This window comes from Vibrio ostreae (assembly GCF_019226825.1).
Classification (GTDB): Bacteria; Pseudomonadota; Gammaproteobacteria; order Enterobacterales; family Vibrionaceae; genus Vibrio; species Vibrio ostreae.
Genome location: NZ_CP076643.1, coordinates 1442205 through 1454766, shown reverse-complemented (window position 1 = coordinate 1454766; position 12562 = coordinate 1442205). Strand labels below are relative to the sequence as shown.

The 12562-nt window shown below is 46.9% G+C and carries 10 protein-coding genes, 1 tRNA gene and 1 pseudogene; 11 read left to right on the top strand and 1 reads right to left on the bottom strand.

Annotated features, from left to right (window positions below; all coding sequences use genetic code 11):
- Window positions 1–4: 4 nt before the first annotated feature.
- The 4 genes from tolB to nadA all read left to right on the top strand — a co-directional run bounded on the left by tolB (window position 5) and on the right by nadA (window position 3953).
- Window positions 5–1357, top strand: a complete 1353-nt coding sequence (gene tolB, locus KNV97_RS12675) for a Tol-Pal system beta propeller repeat protein TolB (protein ID WP_136484179.1) — start codon at window positions 5–7, stop codon at window positions 1355–1357.
- Window positions 1358–1388: 31 nt separating this feature from the next.
- Entirely contained in the window at window positions 1389–1928 is a 540-nt protein-coding gene (gene pal / locus KNV97_RS12670; RefSeq protein ID WP_136484178.1) for a peptidoglycan-associated lipoprotein Pal, read from the top strand.
- A gap of 18 nt (window positions 1929–1946) precedes the next feature.
- Window positions 1947–2723 (top strand): tol-pal system protein YbgF, encoded by a 777-nt coding sequence (ybgF, locus tag KNV97_RS12665; RefSeq protein WP_136484397.1) that lies wholly within the window; start codon window positions 1947–1949, stop codon window positions 2721–2723.
- Window positions 2724–2891: 168 nt separating this feature from the next.
- Window positions 2892–3953 carry a quinolinate synthase NadA gene (gene nadA / locus KNV97_RS12660; RefSeq protein WP_136484177.1) on the top strand — a complete coding sequence of 354 codons (1062 nt, stop codon included), beginning with the start codon at window positions 2892–2894 and terminating at the stop codon, window positions 3951–3953.
- A gap of 165 nt (window positions 3954–4118) precedes the next feature.
- Here nadA and KNV97_RS12655 read toward each other — a convergent pair whose 3' ends face one another.
- Complete coding sequence (locus KNV97_RS12655; RefSeq protein ID WP_136484176.1) at window positions 4119–4688, bottom strand: UPF0149 family protein; 570 nt, start codon at window positions 4686–4688, stop codon at window positions 4119–4121.
- Between the two features lie 215 nt (window positions 4689–4903).
- On the opposite strand from KNV97_RS12655, the pseudogene KNV97_RS12650 reads away from it, so the two are divergent.
- The 7 genes and pseudogenes from KNV97_RS12650 to KNV97_RS12625 all read left to right on the top strand — a co-directional run bounded on the left by KNV97_RS12650 (window position 4904) and on the right by KNV97_RS12625 (window position 12560).
- Window positions 4904–7328, top strand: a pseudogene (locus KNV97_RS12650) (ATP-binding protein).
- 237 nt (window positions 7329–7565) lie between these two features.
- Window positions 7566–8015, top strand: a complete 450-nt coding sequence (locus tag KNV97_RS12645) for an L-alanine exporter AlaE (RefSeq protein WP_218563274.1) — start codon at window positions 7566–7568, stop codon at window positions 8013–8015.
- A gap of 136 nt (window positions 8016–8151) precedes the next feature.
- Window positions 8152–8239: transfer RNA gene (locus tag KNV97_RS12640), tRNA-Ser, on the top strand.
- On the top strand, window positions 8193–8747 hold the full coding sequence (locus KNV97_RS22155; RefSeq protein ID WP_322972744.1) for a DUF6538 domain-containing protein: 555 nt from the start codon (window positions 8193–8195) through the stop codon (window positions 8745–8747). The genes KNV97_RS12640 and KNV97_RS22155 overlap by 47 nt, the downstream gene beginning before the upstream one ends.
- 51 nt (window positions 8748–8798) lie before the next feature.
- A complete protein-coding gene (locus KNV97_RS12635; protein ID WP_218563273.1) occupies window positions 8799–9638 on the top strand; it encodes an HNH endonuclease in 840 nt (279 codons plus the stop codon).
- A gap of 45 nt (window positions 9639–9683) precedes the next feature.
- On the top strand, window positions 9684–10298 hold the full coding sequence (locus KNV97_RS12630; protein WP_256612979.1) for a hypothetical protein: 615 nt from the start codon (window positions 9684–9686) through the stop codon (window positions 10296–10298).
- Between the two features lie 510 nt (window positions 10299–10808).
- Window positions 10809–12560: a hypothetical protein gene (locus KNV97_RS12625; RefSeq protein WP_218563272.1), complete on the top strand. Its 1752-nt coding sequence runs from the start codon at window positions 10809–10811 to the stop codon at window positions 12558–12560.
- Window positions 12561–12562: the final 2 nt, after the last annotated feature.

The following is a 12562-nucleotide window of genomic DNA, read 5'->3' as shown; positions in this document are numbered from 1 at the left end:
GCTTGTGTTTAAGCGACTAATATTAGGATGCCTGCTCGTGGTCACGAGCAGCGTACAATTTGCCAATGCGGCACTGGAGCTGGTGATCACCGATGGTATCAACTCAGCACGTCCAATCGCGATTGTCCCGTTCAAATGGGAAGGCGCCAATCGATTACCTCAGGATGTCTCGGGTGTGATTGCCTCTGACTTACAGCGCAGTGGTAAGTTCAGTCCGATTCCGACCAACAAAATGCCGCAAACCCCATACACCGAGAGCGATGTAAAATTTGATGCCTGGAGTGGTCTGGGTGTGGACGCACTGCTGACCGGCAGCATCAGCCAAAATGCGGAAGGTAACTATGTGATTCGCTACCAGCTGGTCGATGTGGTGCGTGGCCAGTTGACCCAAGGTCAGAGCCGCGCTTTAAGCGCAGACGGTAACCTGGTGGAGTCTAAAGATCATGTTCTGCTGAACAAGGTCGCGACCGTTCCGGCGCAGCGCATGCGTGAATACGCACACCGCATCTCTGATCTGGTCTACGAAGAGCTAACCGGAGAGCGTGGAGCGTTTCTGACCCGTATTGCTTACGTGGTTGTCAACGATAAGGATGACTACCCGTACCAGCTGCGTGTGGCAGACTACGACGGCTACAACGAACGCCTGGTACTGCGTTCTAAACAGCCGCTGATGTCACCTTCCTGGTCACCGGACGGCAAGACGCTGGCGTACGTGAGTTTCCAGAACGGCCAGGCCGAAATCTTCATGATGAACATCTATACCGGTAAGCGTGAGAAACTGACTTCATACCCACGTCACAATGGTGCACCAAAATTCTCACCGGATGGTAAAACCATGGCATTGGTGTTGTCGAAAACCGGAACTCTGCAAGTGTATACTCTGGATCTGGCGACCCGTAAGCTGACTCAGGTCACGCATGGTCGTTCGAACAATACCGAACCATTTTGGAATCCGAATGGTCAGTCATTGATATTTACTTCGGATCGGGGTGGTAAACCACAGATTTATCAAGTAAATTTGGCTGATGGTTCGACAAAACGTCTGACTTGGCAAGGTAGTCAAAACTTGGGTGGTCAAATTACACCGGATGGTCGATTCCTGGTTATGGTGAATCGCAGCAATTCCGGTTTCAATTTGGCAAAACAAGATCTTGAGACCGGTTCGGTACAAATTCTGACCAAGACGCTGTTGGATGAATCGCCAAGCATTGCACCGAATGGTGGCATGGTCGTTTACAGTTCTATCTATAACAAAACAAACGTATTGTCGATGGTTTCAATAGATGGACGATTTAAAGCTAGATTACCGGCAACAAACGGGCGCGTAAGAGCTCCTGCTTGGTCTCCGTTTTTATAGCAACTAACTATTACATAGTAAGGAAAATAAGATGCAACTTAACAAAGTTCTTAAAGGGCTACTGATTGCGCTACCTGTTCTAGCAGTGACTGCATGTAGTTCAAGCGACGAAGCAACAGGCGCCGCTGGTTCTGAAACCAACCAAACTACATCAGGTTCAGCAAACAACATGGACACCACGGTTGTTTCGCCAATGGATGAGAATGCACAACTTTCTGAGCAAGAGCTGAAAGAACAGGCTCTGCGTGAAACTCAAACTATTTACTTCGCATTCGACAACGCAACTATCGCGAGCGACTACGAAGACATGCTGGCTGCACACGCAGCATACCTGAGCAAAAACCCAGGCATGAAGGTGACTATCGAAGGTCACGCTGATGAACGTGGTACGCCAGAGTACAACATCGCACTGGGCGAGCGTCGTGCACAAGCTGTATCTAAATACCTGCAGGCGCTGGGTGTTCAGGCTGAGCAAATCTCTATCGTAAGCTACGGTGAAGAGAAGCCACTACTTCTTGGCCAGAGCGAAGAAGTATACTCTAAGAACCGCCGTGCAGTTCTAGTGTACTAATAATCGAGGATGAACCTCATGTTCAGTAACTTAAAGCGCGTATTCACGCTTACGTTACTGGCAAGTGCAGCGAGCGCTTCGTTCGCTGCACCAGCTCCAGTATCGGACCTTAGTAACAGTAGCCAACTTTCCTCCACTCGTTCGGCTTCGTCCGAAAGCGATGTGCAACGGTTAGAGCGCCTGCTGGATAACCGCAATCGTGTTCAGTTGCAAATGCAAAAGCAATTGGACGATATGTCCCTGGAAATGAACAATTTACGCGGTCAAATCGAACGTAATAACTACGATATGCAGCAGATGCAACAGCGCCAGCGTGAACTGTTTGTTGAGCTCGACAAAGTTCGTAGTGAAATCAAATCCCGACCAGCGCCTGCTGCCGCCGCTAACAGCGCGCAACAGGAACTTGTGGATGGTACGTTCAGCAGCGATGCGGATGAACAGGCCGCTTATCAGAACGCCGTCGATTTGATTTTGAAAAAGCGTGATTATGCTGGCGCAATTGCCGCGTTTAAAAAATTTCAGAGCGACTACCCTGACTCCTCATTTGCGCCTAATACGCACTATTGGTTGGGACAACTTTACTTTGCCAAGAAGCAAGACACCGACGCCGCGAAGAGCTTTGGCGCTGTGCTAGCCTATAAAGACTCAAACAAACGTGCGGATGCGATGGTGAAGCTGGGCGATATCGCCAAACGTAATAATAATGCAGAGCAGGCAAACAAATATTACCAGCAAGTTGTGGATGAATATCCCGACAGCGCTTCGGCCAGCCTGGCCAAAGAAAATCTTAAGTGATGCTGATTTGTTGATTCTGCGAAGGCCGCGTATGCGGCCTTTTTGTTATCTGAATTTTGTGAATTATTGATTGCCTGAATTGCCAACCCAGGCCGGAATCACTTTTGCCTATCGCTGAGGTTACAGTGTACAATGCGCGGATTAAAGGAAGTTGCGTAGAGCAGAGCAATGAGTCATATACTGGATAAGATTGATACGGTTTACCCGTTCCCACCAAAACCGATCCCGTTAACAGATCAAGAAAAACAGACCTATATCGCGAGCATCAAACAGCTGCTGCAAGAAAAAGACGCTGTGCTGATTGCCCACTATTACACGGACCCTGAAATTCAGGCTCTGGCGGAAGAGACTGGCGGCTTCGTCGGTGATTCTCTGGAAATGGCTAAGTTCGGTAACCGCCACCCGGCCAGCACACTGATTATTGCCGGTGTGCGTTTTATGGGTGAGTCGGCAAAAATCCTGACTCCGGAAAAACGGATCCTGATGCCGACGCTTGATGCCGAGTGTTCACTGGATCTGGGTTGCCCGGCGGACAAGTTTACCGAGTTCTGTGATGCGCACCCTGACCATACCGTTGTGGTTTATGCCAACACCTCAGCCGCAGTGAAAGCGCGTGCGGACTGGGTTGTTACCTCGAGCATCGCCCTGGAAATCGTTGAGCATCTTGATGGCGAAGATAAAAAAATTATCTGGGGCCCGGATCGTCACCTGGGTTCTTACATCGCTGATAAAACCGGTGCTGACATGCTGTTGTGGCAGGGTGAGTGCGTGGTGCACGATGAGTTCTCCGCTGACGCGCTGAAAAAAATGAAAGCGCTCTATCCGGATGCGGCAATTCTGGTTCACCCTGAATCACCATCCAGTGTGGTCGAACTGGCGGACGCGGTTGGTTCAACCAGCCAGTTGATCAAGGCGGCCAAATCACTGCCACAGCAAAAAATGATCGTTGCTACCGATAAAGGCATCTTCTTCAAGATGCAGCAAATGGTGCCGGAAAAAGAGCTGATTGAAGCCCCAACCGCCGGTGCCGGCGCGACGTGCCGCAGCTGTGCTCATTGCCCCTGGATGGCGATGAACGGCCTGAAAGCGATTGAGAAAGCACTGCGTGATGGCGGCGAAGAGCACGAAATCTTTGTTGATGAAGCGCTGCGAGTGAAATCGCTGATCCCGCTGAACCGCATGCTCGATTTTGCTGAGCAGCTCAACATGCAAGTCAAAGGCAACGCCTGATTTGATTTGTTATCGCCGTGACACAATCTGGCGCGGCATCTGACTGCCAGACAGCAAACATTATCTAGACAGCAAACATTATAAAGCCCGCTTTTGTTGAAGCGGGCTTTTTCTATGATGCGCAGTCTTAAAGCAAAAACGCAAAATAGCCTGCTAGGCCGGAGCTTACATTTGTTCTGCCAGCGCCACGCCACGCTGGGTCAGGCCGCACAGCATGACCGGAATGGCGTGGTAAATTTCTTCGAATTGGTCGAGACCTTCCAGACCTTGCTCAGACAAGGTCGCCAGCGAGGTTTCCGGATCGAACAGCATGCTCAGTGACAGCAGGACACCACCCAGCAGCGCGTTGTCCTGGCTCTCTTGTGGCATCAGCACTTCCCAGTCGTCACGGGTTAATTGCCAGCCTTGCAGAACGCCTTCACACAAATCACGTGCAGCCTGATTTACAATCTCAGCTTCGTCCAGCTCACAGCCTTCCGGCCAGGCCCAGCTGCCTTCCAGCAGTGCCGCGCGATACAGATTCCACATATCGATGATAGTTTGAAAATAGCTTTCCATCAGTTCAGCATCTTTGAACGGTGCGACCTCTTCGCCGCCCCACAAAAATGGCAACCACTCTTCCGGTGGCAGAATATTCGGCGCGGAGGCCATTGCGGTGACAAAACCACGGGTTTTCGCTTCGCCCAGCAGGCGGCCTTCAAGTTCAGGTAAGGAAAGAATGTCGTTTAGGGTCAAAATAGAGTTCCATGCTTATCTGGTGGAAATAAAGCGCCCATATTAACCTTAAACCACCGCTTAACGCGAGTGAGTTTGGCCTTGCGGCGACGAACGGCAGGACAAGTAAGCACTGCTTTAGTCACGAATTCAGATCCAGCCTGGTATAACTGAGGCAGTTTTTCACTATACTGGTTGCAGGATGCCAGCCTCAAACGGAAATAATTCAAACAGTTATGCAAATTCACTCCTCACTCAAACGCAAAAGTATGATAGCGCTGGCGGTGTACCTGTTTCTCTTTCTGGTCACCGCCGGCTCGGTAACGTATTGGGTTGTGGAAGCGCCGCTGCGCCAACAGGCGCAACAAAATTTTGATTTACGAACCCAGATGCTGGCGACGGAGATTCGCCAGCCACTCGAGAGCTCGCTCGGTGTACTGCAGAGTATTGTCAGTATTGGCCAGAGCGGGCGGGATCAAAGTGAGCAGGGACGTATGCTGCGCTCTCTGTTTGAAGTGCTGGACGGGGTTGTGATTAGCGGTGGAATCTGGCCAAAAGCGGGCACTGTTTCTACCAATAAGGAATTTGCCAGCCTGTTTTTTAACAAAGCGGTGGACGGCCAGGTCGATCAGCTCATTTCCTGGAATAACCCCGCCGCTGGCGGTTATAGCGGGGAAGACTGGTATTTGTCCGCAGTCGATAAACGTCCCGGCAAGGTTGTTTGGTCACCAGTCTATGTCGACGCTTACACCCAGGTGCCGATGATCACCGCTTCCATGCCTTATTACGTACAGGGCGAATCTGCCGGAGTCGCAACGGTTGATATTTCCCTGGAAGGCTTTACGGATTTCATCAAAGCGCAGACAGAAGAGTATGGTCTGGGAGTCAGGCTGCGCGATGCGATGGGCTCGATTATCACCGAGCATAATTTTCGCTTACGTGAAGATGCTTATATCACCCACTACCCATTCAGTGAATATGATTGGCATCTCGATGTGGTCAATGCCGATAGATTAATTAAGGATCAAGTGTTTGAACTGGTCACCCGGGTAGAGCAGGGGCTGATCCCGTTGTTGTTGTTGTGCGTCATGCTGGGCTATTACCTGATCAATCGCTACCTGATTAACCCGGTGGTGGTGATTGCGCGCCAGGTCGATGAATCCCGCGAGGGGGGAATCATAGAGGTGAACTACAACAGTCAGGACGAGATTCGCTATCTGATCGATACATTTAACCAGAAAACCGTGTATCTCGAGGCAGAGCGAATCAAGGCCCAGGCTTCAACGCAGGCGAAAAGTGCCTTTCTCGCCACGCTCTCTCATGAAATCCGTACGCCAATGAACGGAGTACTGGGCACCGCACAGATCCTGCTAAAAGGCGATCTGCAACCTCGCCAGCGCCAGCAAATGAAAAGCTTGTATGAATCAGGCGAGCACATGATGACGCTGCTGAACGAAATTCTGGATTTCTCAAAAAATCGAGCAGGGGCGCCTCGAGCTCGATTACAGCGCCTTTTCACTGGAATCGATCATAGGCAGTATCACCAGTGTTTATTCGACCCTGTGTAACGAAAAAGGGCTACAGTTCAAAGTCTATAACCATATAGAAGACAATCGCTGGTATTACTCGGATAAAGCCCGCCTGCGCCAGATTCTGTTTAACCTCCTCAACAATGCCGTGAAATTTACCCATCGCGGCCTGGTCGAAGTGACGTTTACTGAAGAGCAGCAGCATGAACAGCTCTATCTGAGTATGCAAATTCGTGACACCGGGATCGGGATTGCCAAAGAGGCGCAGGACAAAATCTTCAAGCCGTTTGAACAGGAAGAGTCTTCCACCACCCGGCGCTTTGGCGGCACCGGACTTGGTCTGGCCATCGTTAAACAAATCGCCGAGGTATTGGGAGGCAGCGTCAGCGTTATCAGCGAAGTCGGTATCGGCAGTAATTTTATCGTCCGGGTCGCCGTGGATAAGGCAGAGCCTCAAGTCTCGGCAGATAAGCCCTCACGCCATATTCACTGCACCGGGTTGAGCGTGCTGATCGTTGAAGACAACCGCACCAACAGCATCATTCTCGAAGCCTTTATGAAGAACAAAGGTTTCGACTGCACCTGTGTGGATAATGGCGCTCTGGCGATCAAAGCGGTGCAGGAGCGCTGCTTCGATTTGGTGTTAATGGATAACCATATGCCGGTCAAAGATGGCATTTCCGCCATTGATGGTATCCGGCGTCTTAATGTCCGGCAGTCTGGTGTGCTCATCTTTGGTTGCACCGCTGATGTGTTTCGTGAAACCCGTGAGCAGATGCTTAATGCCGGTGCGGATGCCATTATCGCTAAGCCTATCGATGAGAACGAGCTGGATGATGCGCTGTACCGATTCACCAACAAACTGTATCAGTTCCGCTCTGGTGCCAGTTTACCGACCTTCTCTGGGAACACTGAAGAGCTGCTGGTTCAGCTCTATATCGCGCTGGATAACCGTTCGACCGAAGAAGCCGTCAGCATACTGCACAACTTGCAGCAGTCACTGGGACTGCCTGACAATCATTCTCTGTCGCAGAGTATACAGTCTTTGCTTTCTCACCTGTGTCGGAAACGCCTGCCTCCAGCCAAAGAACTGGACGTTCTGACCGTACTGCTGACGGATTTTTGTAATTAAATTACATAACCGGCATTTAGATAAACGATTGCTTGTTAAACGCTTGTAAAATCAGCGTTAGATGCTACTTCGTGCTTTCTTTTTGGTAGTTTATTTACCATTCGAATTTAAAAACGGAACCTAAAACTATTATTGTTGTGATTTAATAGCGCCATAAACTGGGATGAAAACAATATCCAGTAATATGTTTTACAAAAGTCGCAATTTTATAGTTTTATGTTTTATTTGAGGATGTAAATGAAAGCACGTGGTCCTTTTTGTATCAGGCACGCGGCGGCGGACACTTTCGCTATGGTGGTGTTTTGCTTTGTAGCCGGCATGATCATCGAAATTTTTGTTTCCGGGATGAGTTTTGAGCAATCCCTGGCTTCACGCACCTTATCCATTCCGGTCAATATCGCGATTGCATGGCCCTATGGTGTGTTTCGCGACTTTTTCCTGCGTCAGGGGAGAAGGCTGTCTGAGGGTAGCGTTATGAAGAATATCGCGGACCTGGTGGCTTACGTGCTGTTTCAGTCCCCGGTATATGCCGCGATTCTTTATACAGTGGGCGCATCGACTGACCAAATCATCACGGCGGTGGCGAGTAACGCGGCCATTTCATGCGGTATGGGTGTGTTGTACGGACACTTCCTCGATCTGTGCCGCCGCTGGTTTCGCGTGCCTGGCTACTATCAGAGTGTGTAATCGTCGTTTAATTGCACGAATCAGACAATTAGTAGACAAACAAACCACTAGGGGCGATTTTTTTTGGTTTTGCACTTGACCATTCCCAGCATAATCATTAAATTAGCGCCTCGTTAGCCGATGAGGTTAACGCACCGGTGAGTTGTCCGAGTGGCTGAAGGAGCACGCCTGGAAAGTGTGTATACGGCAACGTATCGAGAGTTCGAATCTCTCACTCACCGCCACATTCAAAACCCCAGCAGAAATGCTGGGGTTTTCTCGTTTCTGGCGTGGCTACCTAGTGGTACAAAGGGTAGGTACAAATGGGCATCATCACCTCACAAACATCCTAGAACTGGGGTCCACTTCTTCAGAAGGGGCGTTCCGAAAGAGTTACGGGACACCATAGGTAAGACCGAGTTCAAAACATCACTACGCACCAAAAACCTCAAAGATGCCAAGCGTCTGTTTCCCGCTTATCTTGAAGAAGCTCAAAAGCAGATTGAGTTAGCTAAGCTGAAGGTGTTAGGCTCGTCTGATATCGAGCTGAATGCTATCGAATGTGCGATTATCGCTGAGCGATGGTATGAGCACGTTAAGGCCGATTTAGACGCTACAGGGGCCTATAGGGACGTCCTCAAGCTCACCCGTGACACTGACGGTAGTATTCACGAATTTGGTCTCTCTGATACCCTTCCACTAAGTGGTTATGAGATTCAATTTTCTCAACACAGGCTGCTCTTTACTAAGTAGCCCGTGCATATACTTATTGATATCGTCAGTTTGAGAATAAGTGGACCAACTATGAAAATTGGAAAGTTAGTACAGACACTTCTACCCAAGATACTGGAGTATTGCGAGCAAAAAAGTCACAACGAGTTCGAGTGTCTTTGTGATGCTGATTACACAAAGCGTACCTTTAACCTCAACTTTCCTCTTTTGGTTCCAGTCAGCAATCTTCCTTCGGACTTATCTAAACGATACTGGACAAAAGTCTATTTGGTGCGTGGTCAAACTGTTCGCGCATGTAGCCAGTGGTTTGAAAAAGACGCTGTTTACTTTGCTAAGTATTTACAGCGAATCGGTATCGACTATGATCAACCTCAGTTGGAGAATGAGTTACTTGAATTTAGAACAATACCCTCTCGTAGACCCTTATCAGCTACCCCAAGAGCCAATAGCCGTTACCGCGGTAATGCGATAGGCAATGCTCAAAACCTATTAGTGCGAAATATCCTTAGTAACCTTGGAACAGAGCAGTTTTCTGAAGAAGACTGGTTTGCAACCAAAGCTTACTTTAATCATCAGTGTGCGTATTGTGGTGAGGTGAAGGAACTGGTTATAGAACATGCAATTCCCATCAATAAGGTTTATCTAGGAGAGCATCGGCTTGGTAACTTGGTCCCGAGCTGCAAAGAATGCAACAGCGCAAAGGCAAGCAAAGACTTTCGTGAATTCCTAGAGGGGAGTGATGACAAGATTGCGGCAATTGAAGCTTATATGGACGAGAAAAACTACGTACCTCTAGAGAACAATGAGCAAGTGTCTATGATTCTTGAGATGGCATACCGTGAGGTTGGCACTGTGGCTGAGCGTTATATTTCTATTATCAATGAGCTATTTATACCGGAAGACGATAAGTAGCATCGATAATACCTAGCGAATTAAACAAATTTAGTTAAGGAGCCGATGATGCCATTGCAAAATAGAGTAAGTCCAAGTGGTGAACTACTGACTGATAATGCTCGAGGTTCGTGGCTTGGGAATAGAGGGATTCTTCATAATGAAAAGAAAGAAATTATACGCCCTTGGAAGCATAAGAATTGGGTGCTTTGTGAACTGAGTTATAAAGAGTGTAGGCGTGAGGTTTTTAGCCCAAATAGCTACTCCGAACTGTTTTTTCTTGATGAGGCCACCGGGTTGTCGGCAGGGCATAGACCTTGCACCACGTGCAGAAGGCAAAGATTTGATGAGTTTAAACAAGCGTGGAATGCAGCTCAGCTAAGTGAGTTGAAAGTGGATGAAATAGATAAAATCCTTCATCAAGATAGAGCTGTAAGAGGAGGTAAAAAAGTTACGTATACCGATAAGCTTGCGAATTTACCTGATGGAGTGTTTATAGAGCTAGAAGGAAAGCCTTGGCTCGTTTGGGAAAATGAGCTGCACGAATGGCGCCCAGATGGTTATAGAGCTCGAACAGAGATATGCGGTGATTTGAATGTTACGGTTCTAACTCCCAAATGTATGGTTGAAATCATCAACGCAGGGTTTATCCCACAGGTTGATGAGTCCGTTACGAGTTAGTCTCTTTCATCACTATGTAACTGTAGTGATTAATAAGGCCTTTAACGGCCTTCAGAGCTATTTCTGGTTGATAAGCGGATAAACAGCTTCTCCCCAAACCTGGTCTGCTGAATCCATCATGATTTCAATAATACTCGGAACCAGTTTTTCTAGAATACAGCAGCAGTCTTTGAGCTGCTGCCTATTTGCCGAACTCAAGTAAGTAGCTCCGCCATGGATAAGCTGGTTACGTAGGGTGTATAGGCGAGAAGTTTGTTCAAAGTTTAGTGTCATTGTTTAGTGTTTTTTTATTCTGCATTTTTCGATAATTTAAGTAAGTTATTTGTGTTATGGTATTAATTTTGGAATTTTATCATATTTAATGAGCGTGATTTTGAGTAATGATTCTTTTGTTCTTTCTAAGAGTTCATGTATTTTCAGGTTTTATAGGTTTATAAATCTTTGGCCTGCTTCCAATATCTCGTTATAATACTTGACATATAAGAATATAAACCTATCTCGGTTGGCTATATGACAAGTTTTCTAGCATCATTAATTGCAACTTTCACTGCAGAAAGTATTTCCAATGCATTTATATACCTAATACTTTTTCTTCTAATCGCTTCTGTTTTTTTTGCTTATCAAGGCAAAGCAAAAGGATTCACAGCGAGTACTACTAACTTACTTACATCACTGGGGATTTTGGGGACGTTTGCTGGCATTGTGGTTGGATTGATGAACTTTAATCCTTCCGATATTGATGGAAGTATTGAGTCTCTTCTTGCTGGATTGAAAACAGCTTTCCTCACGAGTTTAGTCGGGATGGCTGGGTCTATTTGTTATAAGGCTATTCTGGGTTTATTGCCGAAACCGGACGAGCAGATAGCTCAAGGTGTCGGGCCAGATGAAATTTACTCTGTGATGTCTGCTCAATTGAAATCATCTAATGAATTGCTAGCGGCGATAAAAGGTGATGAAGATTCCTCTTTGACATCACAAATTAAGAATTTAAGAATTGATATTAATGATGGCAATAAATCTTTTAATAATCATTGGGATGCGGCATCCAATCAGCGAGAAAAATTCCAAAGTCACTTGTGGGAAAAGATGGATGAATTTGGTAATCTTTTGTCTAAATCTGCTACTGAGCAGGTTATAAATGCACTGAAAGAAGTAATTGTAGAGTTCAATGACAAGTTGACTGAGCAATTTGGCGAGAACTTTAAACGTCTTGATGAGTCGGTGAAAAAGCTTGTTGATTGGCAAGAAAATTACCGTTATCAGTTGGAAGATATGGCTATAAAATACCAGCTCGGTGTTGACGCTATTTCCTCTACAGAAAAGTCTTTAGCCAGTATAAATGAAAGAGCTGAATCTATTCCTGTCACTATGGAAAAACTTCATCAAGTTATGGAGTTAGGGCATGGTCAAGTTACGGAACTCGAACACCGACTGGAAGCGTTCAAGGATCTGAGAGATAAAGCTGTGGAGGCTATGCCTCAAATTCGTGAGCATGTTGATAATACGATAAGCGTTATAAGCGAATCAGTAAAGGCTGCTTCAAATCATTATGATTCAATGTTGGCAGAATCACAGAAAGTCATTGAACACTTTAGCGATACAGCGAATCAAAGCGTAGAAAAATTAAGAACTAATATCGAAGGTGGAGCAGAAAGAGTATCAAATCAGCTTATTGAAAGCTCACATTCTTTAAGTGGAAAGCTCGCTGAAGCCTCTTCAGAGATTCAGGATCAAGTCGGTACTGCTACCGGTGGTTTGAGCAATGTCACAAATCACCTGACATCAACAACCGAAAGTATTCGACAGCATCTAGAAGATTCTATTTCTGAGCTTAATGCACAGTTGCGAGTTTTGGTTGCAGATATTAAGGATGATGCAAAAGAAACCGGCAATGTTCTGAAAGCAGCGAATAGTGAATTGTTAAGCAGTACTAAAGATATTCAAACTGAAACAATCACTGCGATTACTCGTTTGCATGACCGATTAGAGACTACTCTAGAAGAAGTATTCCAAGTGCAAGCTAAAGCGGTTCAAAGAACGTTTGATAGTTTGGAAGACCAGATTACTGAAGCCGTACGCAAAACAGGTAACGGGGTCGAAAAGCAAGTTGAAGTACTTGACTATCAGATGCAGCAAGAAATTAACCGTGTAGTCAGCGAGATGGGTGAAGCCCTTGCGACGGTTACTCAACAATTCACAAAAGACTACCAGAAACTTGTACGTGAGATGAATAACGTTGTTTCAGCTCGCATGGCGGTTTAATC

What these genes read in the sequence shown, in the direction of transcription:
- KNV97_RS12630 (WP_256612979.1), top strand. Translation starts at nt 9,684, where the DNA reads ATGATGCCATTGCAAAATAGAGTAAGTCCAAGTGGTGAACTACTGACT.
- ybgF (WP_136484397.1), top strand. Translation starts at nt 1,947, where the DNA reads ATGTTCAGTAACTTAAAGCGCGTATTCACGCTTACGTTACTGGCAAGT.
- KNV97_RS12625 (WP_218563272.1), top strand. Translation starts at nt 10,809, where the DNA reads ATGACAAGTTTTCTAGCATCATTAATTGCAACTTTCACTGCAGAAAGT.
- nadA (WP_136484177.1), top strand. Translation starts at nt 2,892, where the DNA reads ATGAGTCATATACTGGATAAGATTGATACGGTTTACCCGTTCCCACCA.
- pal (WP_136484178.1), top strand. Translation starts at nt 1,389, where the DNA reads ATGCAACTTAACAAAGTTCTTAAAGGGCTACTGATTGCGCTACCTGTT.
- KNV97_RS12645 (WP_218563274.1), top strand. Translation starts at nt 7,566, where the DNA reads ATGAAAGCACGTGGTCCTTTTTGTATCAGGCACGCGGCGGCGGACACT.
- KNV97_RS12635 (WP_218563273.1), top strand. Translation starts at nt 8,799, where the DNA reads ATGAAAATTGGAAAGTTAGTACAGACACTTCTACCCAAGATACTGGAG.